At 41.6% G+C, this 18,840-nt stretch carries 18 protein-coding genes; 9 read left to right on the top strand and 9 right to left on the bottom strand.

Annotated features, from left to right (window positions below; all coding sequences use genetic code 11):
* Positions 1–98: 98 nt before the first annotated feature.
* The 3 genes from L2740_RS12865 to L2740_RS12855 all read left to right on the top strand — a co-directional run bounded on the left by L2740_RS12865 (position 99) and on the right by L2740_RS12855 (position 2,916).
* Positions 99–788, top strand: coding sequence for a response regulator transcription factor (locus L2740_RS12865; protein ID WP_248950577.1), 690 nt, complete (start codon positions 99–101; stop codon positions 786–788).
* Complete coding sequence (locus tag L2740_RS12860) at positions 782–2,146, top strand: sensor histidine kinase (RefSeq protein WP_248950576.1); 1,365 nt, start codon at positions 782–784, stop codon at positions 2,144–2,146. Before L2740_RS12865 ends, L2740_RS12860 begins: the two co-directional genes overlap by 7 nt.
* 185 nt (positions 2,147–2,331) lie before the next feature.
* A complete protein-coding gene (locus tag L2740_RS12855) occupies positions 2,332–2,916 on the top strand; it encodes a GAF domain-containing protein (RefSeq protein ID WP_248950575.1) in 585 nt (194 codons plus the stop codon).
* A 126-nt stretch (positions 2,917–3,042) separates the two neighbouring features.
* On the opposite strand, the gene L2740_RS12850 is transcribed toward L2740_RS12855, so the two are convergent.
* The gene (locus tag L2740_RS12850; protein ID WP_248950574.1) at positions 3,043–3,618 is read right to left on the bottom strand and encodes a lipase family alpha/beta hydrolase; all 576 of its coding nucleotides are present in this window, start codon (positions 3,616–3,618) and stop codon (positions 3,043–3,045) included.
* Between the two features lie 340 nt (positions 3,619–3,958).
* Here L2740_RS12850 and L2740_RS12845 point away from each other — a divergent pair, with 340 nt between their 5' ends.
* The 4 genes from L2740_RS12845 (at position 3,959) to L2740_RS12830 (ending at position 8,422) form a co-directional block, all read left to right on the top strand.
* Positions 3,959–4,996: a class I SAM-dependent rRNA methyltransferase gene (locus tag L2740_RS12845; protein WP_248950573.1), complete on the top strand. Its 1,038-nt coding sequence runs from the start codon at positions 3,959–3,961 to the stop codon at positions 4,994–4,996.
* A 347-nt stretch (positions 4,997–5,343) separates the two neighbouring features.
* Positions 5,344–6,513, top strand: a complete 1,170-nt coding sequence (locus tag L2740_RS12840) for an MFS transporter (protein ID WP_248950572.1) — start codon at positions 5,344–5,346, stop codon at positions 6,511–6,513.
* A 229-nt stretch (positions 6,514–6,742) separates the two neighbouring features.
* The gene (gene rlmC / locus L2740_RS12835) at positions 6,743–7,876 is read left to right on the top strand and encodes a 23S rRNA (uracil(747)-C(5))-methyltransferase RlmC (protein WP_338056256.1); all 1,134 of its coding nucleotides are present in this window, start codon (positions 6,743–6,745) and stop codon (positions 7,874–7,876) included.
* Between the two features lie 336 nt (positions 7,877–8,212).
* A complete protein-coding gene (locus L2740_RS12830; RefSeq protein ID WP_248950571.1) occupies positions 8,213–8,422 on the top strand; it encodes a TOBE domain-containing protein in 210 nt (69 codons plus the stop codon).
* An 85-nt stretch (positions 8,423–8,507) separates the two neighbouring features.
* On the opposite strand, the gene L2740_RS12825 is transcribed toward L2740_RS12830, so the two are convergent.
* From L2740_RS12825 to L2740_RS12815, 3 genes are all read right to left on the bottom strand, one after another.
* The gene (locus L2740_RS12825) at positions 8,508–8,828 is read right to left on the bottom strand and encodes a hypothetical protein (protein ID WP_248950570.1); all 321 of its coding nucleotides are present in this window, start codon (positions 8,826–8,828) and stop codon (positions 8,508–8,510) included.
* Positions 8,829–8,951: 123 nt separating this feature from the next.
* Complete coding sequence (locus L2740_RS12820) at positions 8,952–9,491, bottom strand: NifB/NifX family molybdenum-iron cluster-binding protein (protein WP_248950640.1); 540 nt, start codon at positions 9,489–9,491, stop codon at positions 8,952–8,954.
* A 2-nt stretch (positions 9,492–9,493) separates the two neighbouring features.
* Entirely contained in the window at positions 9,494–9,784 is a 291-nt protein-coding gene (locus L2740_RS12815) for a DUF134 domain-containing protein (protein ID WP_248950569.1), read from the bottom strand.
* 480 nt (positions 9,785–10,264) lie between these two features.
* On the opposite strand from L2740_RS12815, the gene L2740_RS12810 reads away from it, so the two are divergent.
* Positions 10,265–10,942 (top strand): YoaK family protein, encoded by a 678-nt coding sequence (locus L2740_RS12810; RefSeq protein ID WP_248950568.1) that lies wholly within the window; start codon positions 10,265–10,267, stop codon positions 10,940–10,942.
* A gap of 74 nt (positions 10,943–11,016) precedes the next feature.
* Here the strand turns inward: L2740_RS12810 and L2740_RS12805 are convergent, their stop codons facing one another.
* Complete coding sequence (locus L2740_RS12805; RefSeq protein WP_248950567.1) at positions 11,017–11,511, bottom strand: peptidylprolyl isomerase; 495 nt, start codon at positions 11,509–11,511, stop codon at positions 11,017–11,019.
* 494 nt (positions 11,512–12,005) lie between these two features.
* Here L2740_RS12805 and L2740_RS12800 point away from each other — a divergent pair, with 494 nt between their 5' ends.
* Positions 12,006–13,421 carry an aminotransferase class V-fold PLP-dependent enzyme gene (locus L2740_RS12800; protein ID WP_248950566.1) on the top strand — a complete coding sequence of 472 codons (1,416 nt, stop codon included), beginning with the start codon at positions 12,006–12,008 and terminating at the stop codon, positions 13,419–13,421.
* A 71-nt stretch (positions 13,422–13,492) separates the two neighbouring features.
* Here L2740_RS12800 and L2740_RS12795 read toward each other — a convergent pair whose 3' ends face one another.
* The 4 genes from L2740_RS12795 to L2740_RS12780 all read right to left on the bottom strand — a co-directional run bounded on the left by L2740_RS12795 (position 13,493) and on the right by L2740_RS12780 (position 18,747).
* Positions 13,493–15,844 carry a putative bifunctional diguanylate cyclase/phosphodiesterase gene (locus tag L2740_RS12795; protein ID WP_248950565.1) on the bottom strand — a complete coding sequence of 784 codons (2,352 nt, stop codon included), beginning with the start codon at positions 15,842–15,844 and terminating at the stop codon, positions 13,493–13,495.
* Positions 15,845–15,846: 2 nt separating this feature from the next.
* Positions 15,847–16,773 (bottom strand): transporter substrate-binding domain-containing protein, encoded by a 927-nt coding sequence (locus L2740_RS12790; RefSeq protein WP_248950564.1) that lies wholly within the window; start codon positions 16,771–16,773, stop codon positions 15,847–15,849.
* Between the two features lie 525 nt (positions 16,774–17,298).
* Positions 17,299–17,580 carry a helix-turn-helix domain-containing protein gene (locus L2740_RS12785; protein ID WP_248950563.1) on the bottom strand — a complete coding sequence of 94 codons (282 nt, stop codon included), beginning with the start codon at positions 17,578–17,580 and terminating at the stop codon, positions 17,299–17,301.
* Positions 17,581–17,658: 78 nt separating this feature from the next.
* Entirely contained in the window at positions 17,659–18,747 is a 1,089-nt protein-coding gene (locus L2740_RS12780) for a cysteine synthase A (RefSeq protein WP_248950562.1), read from the bottom strand.
* Positions 18,748–18,840 lie beyond the last annotated feature (93 nt).

The raw sequence follows: 18,840 nt of genomic DNA, 5'->3' as shown, positions 1-18,840 counted from the left end.
TTAGCATGCCTAGGCTCAAGTGAAGAAAATGTCATTGACATTTTTTCGACATAAAAATGCTAAAATCGACCTTATAAATACAGTTATGGCCCTTAGTAATGACGATTAAACTACTGATAATTGAAGATAACAGCGATGTCGCAGGCATCCTTGGTGATTACTTTGAAGCCAAAGGTATGGAACTGGATTTTGCCGATAATGGTGAGCTTGGGTTATCGCTTGCACAAGCTTTTGACTTTGATGCCATCATTCTTGATCTTATGCTGCCCAAAATGGATGGGCTCAGCCTTTGTAAAGCACTGCGCTCACTTGGTTGTAGCACGCCAATTTTAATGCTGACTGCATTAGATAATAAAACCGACCTATTAACTGGGTTTGACTGTGGTGCAGACGATTACCTCGGTAAGCCATTCGATTTAGATGTAGTTGATGCGCGTATTCAAGCTTTAGTTAAACGCCATCGTGGTGAAGTTGCTCAAGGCTCACTTAAATTTGGTGATATTGAAATCAATATCGCTAAGCATCAAGCTTCGCGCCAAAATATGCTGTTAGCCCTAACTCCAATCACCTATCAAATTTTACTCCTGTTAATGAAAAATGCTCCCAATATCGTTAAGCGTGAACAGATCATTGAAGAGATCTGGGGACAATCGCCACCAAGCAGTGACATTTTGCGCAGCCATATGTATCAGTTGCGCAATCAGCTAGATAAACCTTTCAAGCAACCTATGCTAGCTACTGTGCCGAAAATCGGTTTTCGACTACAACTTGGAGACAAGGCTTGCTAAACGGCTTATTTAACCGCGCCTCATCGGCTGTCAGCCTGCCACAAAAGCTGCTGCTCTATTTTAGTGCTATCGCGGTAATGATAGGACTCACAATCTATATCTTTATGCTCAGTCTTATGCAGTGGATTGAAGATGAGGTCAATCAACATGAGCTAAAAGCGAGCGCGCCATTTGCGATTAGTTTATTTCAGCAAGGGGCAAGACAGCCGCTACAGATTGGCTTACATGTGCAAGCCTTTTATTCCCATGACTTTATTCCAGAGGCATATGGTGACTTAAGCCAATTTCCGAGTGGCTTCTCCGGTGAAGTGGTTGATCGTGGCAAAGCTGGGTTATTGCATGAAGTATTGAGTTTTAAATTATTTGAAGACGATAATTTAAACCCGCAAAAAGAGCTCTTTTTGTATCGTAGCGAGTTTAAACTCGATGGCGAAATGCAGCCTTTATACCTGGTTATGCCAGCAGATAATGTCGAGCTAAGTGATGAAGAATGGCAGTCGATCAACGTGTTCGTATTAACTTTTATTTGTGTACTGTTTTTATTATTTGGTTTTGCCATTCATAAACTGAGTCAGCGCTTGGTTGAGCCCGTAGATCAACTAGTTAAACAATTAAAGTCACCTGCCGAGCACCCGAAATTTGCAGTACCAAAGCAATCGGCGGCAGAATTTAGCCAGCTTAGTCAAAGCCTTAATGATTATCGCCAGCAAAATGAAATGATGATCAAACAAGAGCAAGCTTTTGCCCGTTATGCTAGTCACGAGTTACGCACACCAATAACCGTTATTAGCGGCGCGGCTAAGCTACAGGAGCAAAATGACGCGCCAGAGTTTCAGGCTAGACAGCGCGATAGAATTCAAAGGGCAGCACATGAAATGCAGCATACGGTTGATGCGCTACTCAGCATAGTCAAGCAAGAAAAAGGCACTGTAAGCCATGAAGCACGGGCCCTTGAACTTGCAGAAATAGAGAAAATAGTGCAGCCGCTATCTTTACTCGCTCAGTCAAAGAAAATCGAGCTTATTGTCGATTTTAAACATGCGCCGGTGATCAAACCCACCCCTGCGGTCCTACGCATGCTATTAAGTAATATTATTAGCAACGCCATTAATGCCAGTGACTCAGGCCAGATTATGGTCGTTATCGATAGCGACCATATCTCAATCAACGATAACGGACACGGCTTAAACGCTTCCAATAAAGAACAACATAATGCTCAGCATAATAGTCACGGCTTAGGTTTGCTTATTGTTGACAGTTTATGCCAGCGCTACCAATGGCAATTTAATCTTATCGAGACTCAACCTCAGGGCTGCCAAGCCAAGCTCACTTTTCCTCTGCTAGAGTTAAAAAGCTAACACTTGCCACTAGAACTCAGCGCATAACAATCGCTGAGTTCTCACCTGTAATAACAAACTAAAGCGAAAGATTATTTTACGAGTAAAATTCGCATAAATGGCGAAACTCTATTAAATTTTAAAGACATATCAAGGAATATTTCTGCGTTAGCAATCAGCAGAATTTAAGATAATAGAAGGCATGTATGGCCCTACTCAATACCAAAGAGATCCGTATCCATGAGGATATAGGCCAAAGCTGGCAAGAGATCGTTAATCTTATTTCTGAGATCTCAGCTATTCCTGCCACCTTAATTATGCGCCTGCATAGCTATGAGCTCGAAGTCTTCACTCGCAGCCAAACTGCACACAATCCTTATACAGCAAAAGAGCGCGAAAGCATTGGTATTGGCCTTTATTGCGAAGCTGTCATTAATGGTCGCAAAGAGCTTATCGTCAATAATGCACTTGAAGATCCAAACTGGTGCAACAATCCAGATATAAAGCTAGGTATGATCGCCTACTTTGGTATGCCCCTGCATTGGCCCAATGGCGACATTTTTGGCACAATTTGCATGCTAGATAATCAGCCTCAACAATTTGATAATCCTACAAAACAATTGTTAAGACGCTTTCAAGCGATTATCGAGACTGATTTAAATAAGGTGTATCAGCAAGCTAAACTTGCCAATGAAAACCAGATCTTGTCGCAAAAACTCGCAGAACAAACACGTGAATTAGAAAAGTTACGTAGTAATAGTCCCTGGCTATCACAAAAGCCATCGGCCTAGCTTTTATAAAAAGCCATTATAGAAAGTTTAAAAAAAAAGCTCTTATAAACAGCAGCAAAAGCTAGCCAAGCAAATAGCCCAATAACAGAACTCTTCAAGAAGCTCCCCGCATAAGGGATTGTCGCATCAGTTTACCAGTTTATCGCAAATTGCCTTTGCAATACGCCGACTAAAAATCACCGAAAGATGCAATACAATGATAAAACTTTGATTTTCTGCCACACGCCATATAGAGCTTGTACTAGGCACTATGGTTAAATCGATAGGAGTACGATAAGAATAGAGTTTAACCTCATTTAAGCACGACTCTGAGCCAGCTAGTTGCTGTAACAGTTCGCTTCTTGGCCTTAATTGTTTAATCCCCTTTGATGGATATGGCAAGTAAGCCAAATAGCTTCCATGATGAGGTGCCGCAAGACTAAAAAACTGACTCACTCGGCTGGCGCCATCTAAATACTGTAAATAATAACGGCCAACTATGCCGCCCATACTAAAGCCTATCAACACAATGTTGCTATCTTGACCAAAGAAAGCATCAATCTGCTCACTCAAATTAGCTGCGGCAAATTCAATCCCACGGCGACCATCAAAGGGACCAATAGTAGGACTAAAGCATTCATGTCCTGCAGCTTGCAAACGCTTTTGTAGCAAATGCATCACATGGCCAGTATTAAAAATGCCATGAACCAATACCACTTTCATGTTTTGCTCCTTTGAACTACCTAACTATTTACATTAACTATTGGAGTTAACCAATTGAACTAACAGTAGTCACATTGCCGTGCATTCAGCTCAGCTTTATCTACTCAGGCTTTACTTAATCGATTTAGCCCAGATTAATTTAACCGAGTGTACTCTAACCTCAATGCGTAACACACTTCAGCAATCCTCCCAATTAGCCCACCGGGCTTTTTTACTAACAAAGCTAATAATAAGCGCTAAGTTAACAACTCGCCCCCAATAAGATTGAGGTATTTATTAGTGCATTTTTGCTATCATTAGCCCTGTCACCCCGACACCATTTCAAATGAGCCCAATATTTATGTCGATTACCTCATCGGACCCAACCGCTTTACCTCTTTCTCAGGTATTGGCCCAAGCTATCACTAAGCGAGCAGATTTTTTACAACAAGCTGCAACGCAACAAACAGATTGTTTCCGTGTATTTCACGGTACGGTTGAAGGGTGCAATGGGCTCAATATCGATCGTTACGGTAGCGCTTGGCTTATTCAAAGCTTTCATCAGTCACTAACTGAAACTGAACTAGCTGATATATCTGCGCAGCTTAACCAACTTGCTGAGTTACCCGTTGTCTATAACGATCGCTCAGATAAAAACTCACGCGTATTGAACCGTCTATCTGATGAGCTACAAGAATTTGCTAGCAGTGAACAGCAGATGCAGGAAAATGGCATCAAGTTCACCAGTAAGTTGCGCCATGAAGGCCAAGATCCATTACTGTTTTTAGATATGCGCATTGGCCGCGAGTATGTTGCAGCAAACAGCGAAGGCAAAAGCGTTCTAAATCTATTTTCGTACACTTGTGGTATTGGTACTGCAGCAGCTGTTGGCGGCGCAACACGTGTGGTTAACGTCGACTTTTCATCATTTGCTTTAGCTGCAGGACGTAAAAATGCCGCCCTAAACCAAGCTGAAAATGTATGTGAATTTATTCAAAGCGACGCCTTTCCAGCACTTAGACAACTAGCAGGTTTAAAAGTAGGCGGTCGACGTAATCAAAAGCTACCCGCTTACCCAAAGTTACCAGCCACCCAGTTTGACCTAGTGTTTCTCGACCCGCCTAGATACGCTAAAAGCCCATTTGGCATTGTCGACTTAATTAACGACTACCAAAGCCTATTTAAACCAGCCTTGTTAACGACAAAAGCCGGTGGCACGATTGTCTGTTGTAATAACGTAGCCAAAGTAGATCGTGACGAATGGTTTGCAAGTCTTGTACGTTGCGTTGAAAAACAAGGCCGCCAAGTAACCCAACATACTTGGTTAGATTGCCATAATGATTTCCCTTCGTTTGATGGTAATCATCCACTAAAAATTGTGGCACTTGAGTTAAGCTAGTCCTGATAAAAAAAGCGGCGTTAACGCCGCTTTTTAACCATTTACTAACCATATGACACTTTAAGCAATATAAAAACAATTATAAAGTTCAGACCACATTAGATTAGCAGCATCAAATACTTACCCATCAACAAGCATAAAACCCAATCTAAGTGCAAATTTCAACCACCAGGTCAACCAATAAAATATACAATAAAAACAAAACCTTAAAAACCAATTGCTGTTAGTTTTATTTTTTTATTCACTAGTACATAAATTAAGCTTTACTTTCCATTTTAAAAGCATAAAATCCGCGAAATCAGACCAACCCTCAAACTTTCAAAAGTATCAATCTACAGGAGATAAAGGTGGACATTTCTGCCTGCAAACCACACAAAAACAGTACGTTCGTACCTGTTGCTGGTTTATCGTTTTTCGCTATCGCATCTGGCTTCTTAATGAGTCTAATTCCATTGTCACTCGCTTCATTTGGCATGGATAGCTCACTCGTGGCTTGGTTGGCGAGCATCTTCTATTTAGGCATTCTAGTTGGTACGACGTGTATTCAAACGATTGTGGCTAAAGTTGGTCACCGTTTTTCATTAATGCTTTTTTTAACACTACTAACTTTGACCATAGTAGCCATGTTGGTCATGCCTACAGCTAAAGTTTGGTTAGCCGCACGCTTTGTTGCAGGTTTTGCCGTAGCTGGCGTATTTGTCGTTGTTGAATCTTGGCTATTAATGGCCGACAGCGCTAAGCAAAGAGCAAAACGTTTGGGCCTTTATATGACATCGTTATATGGTGGTAGTGCCCTTGGTCAACTTGCTATCGGGCCATTAGGAGTTAATGGTGTTACGCCATTCCTTTGGGTAATTGGCCTGCTAATGCTAGCGATCTTGCCACCTCTTTTAGTTAAAAGAGGTCAGCCTGAAAGCCTAGAGCATAAAAAAATCAGTTTGCGTGAAGTCAGAAAGATCAGCCTACCAGCTGTGATAGGTTGCTTGGTATCAGGCATGTTACTTGGCCCAATCTACGGCTTAATGCCTAGCTATATCAATGGTCAATTTGATAGCACTGAGCGCACTGCATTTTTAATGGCGGTGATTATTTTAGGCGGCATGCTAGTACAGCCATTTGTAAGCTACTTATCGACTAGAGTAGGCAAAAGTCTACTAATGGCGCTATTTTGCTTACTAGGGACCATAGGTATTGTTGGCATCGCTGATGGCAGCTCAGTTGCCGTTATTACGGTAAGTTACTTTTTATTGGGTGCTAGCTGCTTTGCGCTTTACCCGATTGCAATTTCACTAGCCTGTGAAACCATGGCTATTGAGAAAATTGTTGCAGCGACTGAACTAATGCTTTTGAGCTACAGTGTTGGCTCAGTGTTTGGCCCAGTGATTGCTGAGCACAGCAGTACATCTGCGCACTCTTTAATCACATACTTAGCTGTTGTGCTGCTAACTACATCGATTTATATGCTGATCAAAAGCGTACAAAACACCCGTAGTGGTCATACACCAGCAATTGGCTAAATCGAGCTCGACTTATCATTCTTTAAAAGCGCAGCAATAGCTGCGCTTTTAGTTTCTCCAACAAAATAACCCTAGCTTCAGTTCCACTAGGGGCGATTTTTTCGAAAAAAACCACTAAAATATGCCCTAATATTTAGCTTAAGCCGCTAATCGAGTCCATATCCAACTTATACAGTAGCTAAAATCGTTGTCCAATATTGTTCAGCTAACGCTTTAGAGAACCCAATCCGTGAAATGTGCCTACTTTGATCAACAGCAATGTCTTTCTTGTGTCCATATTCAGCAGGCTATGCCTGAGCAAGTTGAGGCTAAGTCGCAAGTATTAAATCAGCTCCTGAGTGAGTTTGATGTTGAGCAATGGCACAAACCAGTATTTGGCCCAGACAGTGGCTTTCGCAATAAAGCCAAAATGGTTGTTCTTGGTGCAGCTCATCAACCTATTCTCGGTATTGTTAGCCCAAATGGTACACCTGTCAGTTTATGTGATTGCAATCTGTATCCCGACGATATGCAACAACTGCTGCGCAGGCTCGAAGTGTTTGTTCGCCAAGCCGGTATACCGCCTTATAATGTAGAAAAAATGAAAGGCGAGCTTAAATTTATCCTGCTGACTCGCAGCCAAATTAAAGGTGAATACCTTTTACGCTTTGTGCTTAAATCTCACAAGTCCATTGAGAGGATTGAGCGCGAACTGCCAAAGCTATTAACTGAATTTCCACAAATCAAAGTTGTTTCAGTAAACCTCCAGCCAACCCATATGGCGATTTTAGAGGGTGAAGAAGAGATATTTCTGACCGAAGAAACTCGCTTAGCAGAGCAATTCAACGACGTACCACTGTTTATACGCCCAAAAAGCTTCTTTCAGACGCATCCTGAGATCGCCGCTAAACTTTATCAAACCGCGAGAGAATGGGTTGCCGAATTAAAGCCGAGCTCCTTGTGGGATCTTTTCTGTGGTGTCGGAGGCTTTGGTCTGCACTGCACATCAAACAGTATTCCACTTACTGGGATTGAAATCTCTAGCGAAGCCATAGCCTGTGCCAAACTTTCGGCTGAAGCCATGGGACTCACTCAAGTAAGCTTTACCGCACTGGATTCAACAGGCTTTGCACAAGGCTGTAATGCAACCGATAAACCAGATGTGGTCATTGTTAATCCACCGCGTCGCGGCATTGGCAAAGACTTATGTGAGTCACTGTCGGCATTTGCGCCTAAAGCCATTTTATATTCAAGCTGTAACCCGCACTCTTTAGCGAAAGACTTAGCCAACATTCAAGGCTATCGAGTTCAGAAAGTACAGTTATTTGATATGTTCCCGCACACAGATCATTTTGAAGTGTTAGTGATGCTAATTAAGCAATAATCAGTCAAGTATAATCATCGTTGCAGCGGGCTTATTTCGACACAGAGCTAAGCCTGCATATTTTCAAATTCCAGTGTTGTGCCTTTCTCCCCTCCAGATCCTATCCACCAGCTCAATCTCCAGTCACAAATTTATAAACCCCAGCATCATTACCCCTTGTTAAATTAGCAACATATGAACAACCAGTCAGCAAAACATGATTAAAATCACAAAAACATCACTTTGAAACCAGTAAATGTGATCACAACCAAGATAATGCGACATATTGTCCTTTTAATGATATCAATATAAAAATAAGCCAATTATAATAATGACTTAACCATTAAGGATATACTTATGAAAATCAGCGCACGCAATACTCTAAACGGTACTATCAAGTCAATCGACGAAGGTTCAGTAAACAACGAAGTTGTTATCGAACTAGCTCCAGGTGTTGAAATCACTTCAGTAGTAACTAAAAAATCTTGTGAGCAACTAGGTCTAGTTGTTGGTGGTTCTGCATACGCAATCATCAAAGCAAGCAACGTAATGGTTGCTGTAGACTAAGCGATTGCTTAAAAAGAAAAGCCGCAAACACTTATGTGCTTGCGGCTTTTTTGTATCAAAATTTCTATCAGCTGCTGGTTATTCTCTATTGACTAACAATTGCCATAACCGAACCAACAATAATTAATGAAATACCAAATAAAATTATATACTTCACCTTAGTGGCACGCTTATACGCCAATAACCCAGCGTATTGAACGTCAATATGCTCAGCGTTTTCAAAACCACGGCTTAATGTCCACGCAAACAAATTCATGCGCTCTGACGATAATATAAATCTCTCTTGCTTTGTTAACGTTCGCCAACACTCTATATCATGTTGTTTTAACGCTCGGTTAAGATCTGGCAAATCCATCAGGATCAAGCCAAGAAAAATAAATCCCGCACCAATCGCTAGCACAGCCATAACGTCCTCCACTGACGAAATTGAACATTAATTATTCACCCACTTAAGCACTAACATGAAATATTTAGCGAAAAATGTAAAGTCAGTAACTTGAAGGCAGCATGCCAATAAGATTTTTAGTCGCTATTTGACGCTTCTAAAGCCTGCATACATAACAGGAGAAATCGCTTTACCACTCGAATCTTTGCCGACAGATACATGTTGCGGCACATGCAGTAATCTTGGCTCTAAAATGCTAGACGTCGTTTTGGCTCCGCCACAACCACAACCACAACCGCCACTAGAGCCACCACAACAGCCGCCCTTTTTCTCATGGTTAATCGATCTACGGCCCTGGCTCGCTTCCACTAAACGACAGTTTAGATCTTTCGCATTTGTCATTAACTCAGCAATACTTAACGAGTTATCAGCCTGACTAACACTCACACCAGCATCGAGCAACTTGCCAAGCATGCGCTCACCAATAAACTGTACGATTACGATATCGGCGTTATGCTCAATAATCATATTTAGCATCGCTTTTTTAGCGCTGCAGCCACCGGCCACTGCAGGGTTAGCGACTCGATTGATTAACTGTTGATGCTCATCATAAAACGCAATTTCAGGAGCCTTGGTAAAGTGAGTCGCCAAACGGTCACGGCTCATAGGGATAGCAATAATCATCATCATTCCTTATTCATATTTTGAGGTAGTAAAAGTGCCTGGCCTTGCGTCACGGCAGTGGCCACTTTTTTACGGGCGCTCGCTAATAAGTAACCAAAAGTTTGTCTTGAAATCCCCATCAATGCCGCCGCATCTAACTGACTCATTTTTTTTACATCACCTAAATTTAACGCTTCAAATTCATCAGCATCTAACTGGATCTTTTCTAACTGATGAGATGGAATGCCATTAGGTTTGAATAAGCTGCACGGCACACAGCTGGATAAATGGCGACACTTTTTAGGTCTAGACATGTTAATAGCCCTTAGTTACTTAATGGTGTATCAACAAGCATTTGCAACGATTAGCTGCTAGCAAGTTTTTGGCGTACGCCAATAACCAGCATTATTAAGTATGCTCAACGGGCAAACTGGGAGAAAAATCACACTGAAAAATATTCGCAAAGCCTAAATAATCGCCAACTACAGTAATAGCAATCTGTATAAAAATGGTTTGCTCATAGGGGTTAATAGCAAGACGATTATCCTATTCGACCAGATATGGCTCGTCGCGGCTAATCTTGCCTGTGGCTATGCAGATAAACAACATCGCTGTACTTTTGCGATCGACATGGCAGTTTAGTATGTTGAACAAAGGCAAAATATACAGCGTAAACCAAATGCATTCAGCAAGCGGTTTAAGCTCCCAAATTACCCATAACTCAATGCTCAATAGATGCCCAACTTTACGTCTGCTAAGTCGTACCATCTATTGGGCACAACTAAGGCTATACAGTGATCTCTAAACTTCCCAAATGGGTAGAATACGGCGCTTTCATTCTGGCTTTCACTGCCGGTAGTGTTAATGCGATTGGACTACTCGGATTTGAGCATCAATCTGTTTCTCACCTATCAGGAACAGCCACCCTTGTGGGAACTCAGTTACTTAGCTCGTCGCCAACGGCACTGTTCCATCTGCTGGGTATTTTAATTAGCTTTATGTTTGGCGCGACACTTTCAGGGGCATTCTTGTCGGGGAGTAGCGTTAAGCTTGGGCGCCATTACGACACCTTATTGTTAATTGAAGCAGGCTTTTTACTACTGGCAATATACTTACTGCAAGACGGTACTTATTACGGCCATTACATGGCTTCTGCGGCCTGTGGTTTACAAAATGCGCTGGCAACCACTTATAGTGGCGCAATTGTTCGCACAACTCATGTAACAGGAATTTTTACCGACTTAGGCATAATGCTAGGTGGCACACTAAAAGGGGAAAAGTTTGATAAGCGCAAAGCCATTTTATTTATGCTTATCATTGCCGGTTTTATCTCTGGTGGCGCCTTAGGCGCAGTTCTTTTTGCCAAGTTGGCATTTTTCGCGCTATTAGCACCAGCGGCTATTTGTATCGCGCTCGCAATAAGCTATCGCTTCTATAAAATCCACACACGCCAAAAAGAAAGCCTAAAATGAGTGATTTGATATATAGATAACTGATTTAATAAATAGATAAGTGATTTAATCACTTATCTATTTTGGCTACTGCATTATAAATTAATGGTCACTTTCTCAATAATAATCGCCTCTCTTGGCACATCGTCATGATCGCCTTTAGAGGTGGTTTTAGCGCGACCTATTTTGGTCACAACATCCATACCGTTAGTCACTTGGCCAAATACCGCGTAACCCCAGCCTGCGTTGGTGGTAGCTGTATGATCTAAAAAACTGTTGTCGGCTAAGTTAATAAAAAACTGTCCAGTTGCCGAGTGCGGCGCATCGGTACGTGCCATTGCAATACTGCCACGAATATTCTTTAAGCCACGATTAGCTTCGTTAACGATAGCTGCACGAGTCGGTTTCTCATCCATATCCACAGTAAAACCACCACCTTGGATCATAAATCCTTTAATTACGCGGTGAAAAATAGTGCCTTCAAAAAAACCATCTTGGCAGTATTTTAAAAAGTTTTTAGCACTTACAGGTGCTTTGTCAAAATCCAGCGTTATCTCAATATCGCCAAGATTAGTGGTAAATATAATCATCGGGTGTCCCCTTACTCAAAATTTGCCGCGAAGGTAGCATTTTTGCGCCTTGCTGACTGTAAAAATTACTTAAACAGATCGAAAAACTGACGCATATTGATGTGTTTGGCCCAAGCCAGATCGGTAATATTTTAGTCTATATGCAGTAATAACTTTTAATTTACAGCGAGTTATCAACTACAGCTAATGCTCAATCCTAACAAGCTATTGGCTGCTGCAAATATCGACGAAACTAAGTAAACATTAAAGAATAAACGGATATACACAACTAAAAGCCGGTATTACGCCACGCTAAACACAATAAAACGTACTGATAACAATAAACGCCAATTAAATGACTTACCCATTGATTTTAAAGTTTTTATGTCACTACGCGACATAAGCTTATGCGGTATAAATCACGTTTAAATAACAGGTTAACCAATAGAATAATAAGGCTTAATGAGATTTATAAAGATAAAGCAAAAAAAGTAACTTTCCCTTGAGAATCAATCATGACTAATCAACAAAATAACTTATTCGACCGCGATCAATTACAAAACGAGCAATTACAAAGTAACGAGCGTCGTCGATTTTTAAAAACAACTACAGGCTTAGCAATCACAGCAGCAGGCGCAAGTCTTTTGCCTGCTAGCGCGCATGCCTCTACAGATGATTTTAATGCAACCTTCCATGGTAACCATGCAGACCAGCGTTTTTGGAACAAGGTGCGTAAGGAGTTCATCTTAAACAAACGCAATACCTACATGAACATTGGCACTGCAGGCACTATGCCTAAGCGTGTATTAAAAGACTATAACCATGCCAATGAACAAATTTCGATTAACCCATGGAACAGCAATATTCCAACACTAGATTACGCCAAGCAAATTGCACCAAGTTTTGGTGCCGACCCACATGAGCTTGTGCTATGCCGTAATACGACTGATGGTTTATGTACCATCATTAACGGCTTACAGTTTGAATATGGCGATATTATTCTAACAACCAACCATGAACACCATGGTGTGACTACACCGCTAAAGCATGTAGCAGAGCGTTATGGCGCCGAAGTAATTGAATTAGCGTTACCTGTATACACTCCAGGTAACGATGTTAGTGTTAACGATTTTGTACAAGTATTTGCCGATGCGGTAAACCTATATGGCAGCCGTGTACGTTTAATGGTGTTCTCTCACGTCACATTCACCACAGGTACAACACTACCGGCTCAACAGATCTGTAAGAGAGTCGCGATTCCAAATGGCATCGTCACTTTAGTTGACGGTGCGCATACTCCAGGCATGTTCAACTTAGATTTTCATGATATCGATTGTGACTTCTACTCTGGTGCGGGCCATAAATGGCAGTGTGGCCCTGGTGCAACCGGCTTTTTATATGTACGTGATAATGCTAGTCGCTTATTTGAGTTCTGGAGTGACCGTGAAACACCACTATGGTTTATCAACACCTCATCTTCATCTGTTGAAGTACAAACTAAACTGCAATCTGTTGGCCAAGACAACTACCCAGCTAAACGTGCACTAGCTAAAGCCTGTGAAATGTGGGACGAAATTGGTCGAGATGCAATTGAAAAGCGCATTCTTGATTTAAGTGCGTTATGTAAAGAAGAGCTTGCGAGGAAATTCCCTGATGCAATGATCTTCGCCCCAAATGTGCGTAAGTTATCCAGCGGTTTAACCACCTTTAACCCATTTGATGATCTAACTGATAGCGCCTTATTAACTGAGTTTCGCGATCGTCTAGATGAAGAATATGGCTACATTGTGCGTACTACATCTTTCTATCTTGACCCTAACGATAGCGTTAAAACCTATTCGTTACGGATTTCAACTCACCTATTCCACGATGATGACGATGTAAAAGGCTTAGTTAAAGCCATGAAGCAACTTTATCGTGAAATGAGATAATATCCATCATGTTAGGCCTCCCTATATAGGCAGGCCTATTTATCTAACCATAGAGTAGTTGTCATCACCATTTAAGCTGGCTGTTTAAGCACTAATGACTCTTGTTTACGCTGCTCATCTAATAACAACTTAGTGAACTCAGCTGCTGGGATTGGTCGACTAAACAAGTAACCTTGACCAAATTCACAATTGTGCTCTTGTAAAAAACTTGCTTGCTGCTCAGTTTCAATGCCTTCTGCAACCACCTTTAGCCCTAAGGATTTCGCCATAGCTAATATCGCCGATACCAAAGATTCATCTGATGAACTCGTAGCCATCTTATTGATAAAAGCGCGGTCAATTTTTAATTTCGAAAATGGAAACTTCTGTAAATAGCTTAATGCCGAGTAACCAGTACCAAAGTCATCAATAGATAGTCCTACCCCAAGCTGCTTTAGATAAGACAGCATTTTCATCAAGCTATGGCCCTGATCTATCAATAAACTTTCAGTCACTTCCATATCTAGTTGAGACGCAGGCAGCCCTGTTTTAAGCAATATATCGACAATGGTTTCCTGTAGCTGCTCACAATGCCGAAACTGCACACTAGAGAAGTTCACCGCTACGGTAATAGGGCTAATCTTCTGCCAACTGGCGGCTTGCGTACAGGCCTCGAGCAATACCATTACACCTAGTTTATGGATTAAGCCGTTCTTTTCTGCTAACGGAATAAAATCTTCAGGCGATACAAAACCTAATTCAGGGTCAAACCAGCGCATTAGCGCCTCGGCAGCAACAATCTTGCGACTTTTTAAATCAAGAATAGGTTGGTAATAAACCTCTATATCGCCCTGCTGAATAGCCTGATGTAAGCGCATATTTAGCATTAAATTACGCTCCACATCTAAGTTCATGCTCGAATCGTAAAAACCAAAGCCATTGCGCCCCATATCCTTTACTCGATATAAAGCAGTATCAGCTCTTTTCAGCAATGTCGCCGCGTTATTGCCATCCTTTGGGTACATAGACATACCGATACTGGTCGAAACAAAAAACTCTTGTTGCTCGATATGGAATGGCTGCTCGAATAGCGACAAAACACTGCTAGCGACGAGCGTTGCCGCATCTTGATGTTGAATATCAGGCACAATGACCAAAAACTCATCACCACCAAGACGCGCGACAATATCAGTGCTACGCACAGATTTAATTAGTCGAGCACTCGTTTGTTGTAACAGCTCATCACCAGCGTGATGACCAATGGTATCGTTGATTTGTTTGAAGTTATCCAAGTCGATAAACAATAATAGAATTTGGGTATTTTTGGCATGGGCATTTCGGATAGCCGCCTGTAGTTGCGTCATACCATGGGTTCGATTTGCTAAGTTGGTTAACTCATCATGGGTCGCCTGATAAGCCAACTTACTCTCTGACGCCTTACGCTTTGAGATCTCTTCATGCAATAAGCTATTTTGCTTAGCTAACTTTTGTTGCTGCTCAGAAGATAGTGCAACTTGGGTTTGTAAAATTAAGTTCTTATTGTTGACTCGTAGTAAATAAATCAGGCCTAAGAATACAGGTAAAGCCAGTAACGAAATTGCCGCGATAAACCACGTTGAAGTAAAAATATCTTCTTCACTTACAGGTTCAAACCAGCTTTTTAAAGTAAATGGGGTGCCCAAAACATCTGTTTTAAAATAGATAGTTTTTTGACTCGCCTTAGAAAAGTTAACGCTGCCCTGCTCAATACTTAGTAGGCTTTCAGGTAATGAGTTCCACACCAAAATATCGCCAACGGCGGACTCCAATGTCAAATAGCTACCGCTCTCAATATGTTCTTGAGTCGATAACATATTGATGATCACTGTTGTATTTAAACTAGCAACCAACACTGCAACCGGCTTATTTTGGTGATAAATAGTTTGTAATAACTGCACTTCAACGCCATTAGCCCCTCTAGCCAAATGTATTTTTTGCCCAAAAGTTTCCATCTGCTTTATTGGCAACTGACTAACATCAAAGGGAAGCTCAGGCTGGGAGTCAACAATAATGCTTTCTCCAAGCCCAACAATCAGCACCCGAGAATAAATCAGCTGATTATCCATTTTGTTCGATAAGCTAAACTGATCAATAGTCTTTGTTAGACTAAACAAGCTCGAACTTAACCCATATCGCAGCGACATCCCCGCCGCTAAATTTGAAAAATAAGTATTTACATCTCGCTGCTGGCTCAAATTAGCCACATTTTTCTCACTGGCAGCGAAAAAGAAGCTCAAGTTTTCAGTGTAATTGGTTACCCTGAGATTAAGTGCGCTGTTTTGTGATTCTCTTAAACTGCTTTGGCCTAAGTTGGTTACGGTTAAGATTAAAATTAAATAGGCGCTAAGTAACACCCCGGCAATGATGATTGCCGTTTTACTGTTAAACCATTTTAAATGCTTCATATTTAGTTCTGATCACCAACAGCCGCAGTTTCAAAATAGTCTTGGTAATAATGGAAAACGGTAGGGTAGTACTTTCTGACTAATTGATTATAACTACCATCAGCGCGGATCTGCTTTAGGTATTGATTGAAAACAGCACGTAACTCCGGTGAGTTTTTTCTAAAGCCAACCGCCATTCTCTGATCCTCAGAAATAGGGCCAATGACTTTGATTTTATTAGGCCATTTCTCTATAGCTATCAGCGAATCTGCAACATCAAGTAACGTCGCTTCCGCCTGAATATTGAGTAGAAATGGCACCATTTCATTCAGCTGTAGCTGCTTGGTGGGTAAAATAACGTTGGCTTGAGTCTGATACAAATCATAAAGATCCGGATCTAAGCAAGATTGTTTCATTGCTAAAATATCGCGATCTTTTAATAACCCTCTGACCATTTTTATATCATCAAACAATGAGTCGCTTGGTTTTATTGGAGTAAGGCTTGATTCAGTGCGAGCAACAAGCCAAACTGCAGATGGAAAATAATCGTCAGAAAAATCAACTAACTCACTTCGCCAATCTAGAATAGTCAGACCGTTAGCAATAATATCGCCAACAATAGGTTCTGGCTTTGAATAAACCACTTTATTATCAACAAACTGGCCATTTCTTCCTGTCAGCATGCCGAATACGCTTGTCCACTGCGCCGGTACAAATTCATACTTCACACCAAGATGCTCGGCAAAATTCTGCATCAACTCGATATCAAGCCCGCTGTGGTTAACTTTATTCCCCTCAGCATACTGAGACACAAAATTCGCATATGGCACACCTAAATGACGCAATACGCCTTCGGCTTGGATCTCTGCCAGATCTCTTGCCATCACTTGAATAGTTGATGTGCTACAAATAAAAAGTATCGCAAGCTGGAATATACGCTTTAATTTCACAGGAAGCCTCTTGAAAGAGCTCGACGATTTAAACATCGTTCTAAGTCGATTTTTAGGTCGAGAAGTATAACCACAGCCATTGCAAAATCCGCGACCTAGGCTGCACTTTGAATAATCATGATAAGATTTCAACATGGATCATGATTAAGAACAAATAAGTATATAAAAACAGTAATATACAAACTAAAAAACCAACTAAAAGTTTACAAAAATGATGCCAAAACCAGTCAATAAAATGGCTAATGTCAACAAACCCATCACTAAAAAATAAGCGCATATCTCGCGATGTTGTAGCAGTTGTAGATGTTGGTTCAGTAGTAGCCCCCTCTCTTTAATCACCATCACTAGCAGATAATACAATCCCAATCAGCAACAAAATTCGCTTGGCCGAAATAGAACAACTGCTTCAACTGCTTGCTATAGGCAGTCGTTAACCCAAGATTGACGCCACAAAAACAGCATTAACACCCGAAAATTAAACATAAAAAAAACCCCTAAAAAGGGGCTTATATTGATAATAACAATCTAGCGATGCATCTTCTCAACTAATGCGGCAAGCTCATCATAATTCTCGTGGCAACTAGAACAGCTATCTTTTGAGGTGTTCCAAGGCTGCACATACTTACCATCTTTATAAGTTACATCATCAAAACCAAGATCATAAGCGATCTCTTGGATCTTGGCGCTACCGATAATTAATCGGCGTTTAATTTCAAGAATCGCATGCGCATCAATCAACTGCTTTGCTGTTTGGCCACAAGCTTGCTTACACAGCAAATTAAGTGACTTGTAGGATACATGAAGCATCTGCGCATACTCCGATGCCTCACGGGTGCTTGCAGCCTTGCTTTCTATTAGCAGTAAAAACTAAACCCAGCTCCCAATCTACTCTAGAGTAACCACAGCGCTATCTGCTTCTGCTTGATAACGAGCAAACATATCTGCAACGGCCTCACTGCTGCAGCTAAAACCTTTGTCGCTAAGAAATTGTTCATTATAAAGCTTTGATGAAGAGCGCTCGGCAATATCACACCAAAAGGTCACTATGGTTTTACCTTGGCCCATTTTAGCTGCGGCATAAAGCGCCCCGGCAACATTGAGTGCCGCGCTACTGCCAAGTGTAATACCGTCATACTCTCTAACATGACGTGCAATGGCGATCAGATCAACATCCGGCAAAGTAATGGCTTTGTTGATGTTAGCTTGGCGGAAGTTCTCAACTAAGCGCATGATTCCAATACCTTCAGTGAATGAACTGCCGCTTGATTGGTACTGGCCTGTTTTCAAATATGAGTAGATCCCAGAACCATCCGGATCCACCAACCAAGTTTGTAACTGTGGGTTTTGCTCAGATAAATAACGCGAGTTACCAGCAATAGTACCGCCAGTACCGGCAACTGAAACGAGCGCATCGATCGTTCCTTTAGTTTGCAGCCAGATCTCAGGAGCGGTATTGAGATAATGGGCCCTAAAATTACTGGTGTTCTCAAATTGATCCGCCCACCAGCAATCACTATTCGCCTCAGCTATTCTTCTCGCGGTGTGATAGAAATGATCAGGATTAGCGAACGGGCATGGATCGACAAGTTTAAGCTCTGCATCATACAGGGCGATCATTTGCTCTTTTTCAGGCGCTTGCCCCTTTGGCATAACCACCTGCATCTTAAAGCCAAGTGCTTTAGCCACCAGCGCTAAACCTATGCCGGTATTACCCGCCGTGCCCTCAACTATGGTCATTCCGGGAGTTAATTTTCCTGAGGCGATCGCATCTTTCACCATCTGCAATGCTGCGCGATCTTTAATTGAACCACCTGGGTTTTGTTGCTCGCACTTAAGTAAGATCTCGCAGCCAGTCAATTCACTTAAACTGTTGATCCTAAGCAGATCTGTGTTACCAATAAGATCGGTGACATTGCTAGCTATTGCGGCAGGACTAGTTGAAACGCTGAGATCGGGTGTAGATGCAGTAGGCATAAGAAGGACTCTTTATGGTCTTAATTTTTGTTATTACCATACTAGCCACAGATATGCCTAAAGCCAAGTTCATCAAACTGCTGAACTTGGCCA

This window comes from Shewanella pneumatophori, assembly GCF_023283895.1.
In the GTDB taxonomy this organism is placed as follows: domain Bacteria; phylum Pseudomonadota; class Gammaproteobacteria; order Enterobacterales; family Shewanellaceae; genus Shewanella; species Shewanella pneumatophori.
The sequence above is the reverse complement of the archived record's forward strand: the minus strand, read 5'-3'. Positions and strand labels throughout refer to the sequence as shown.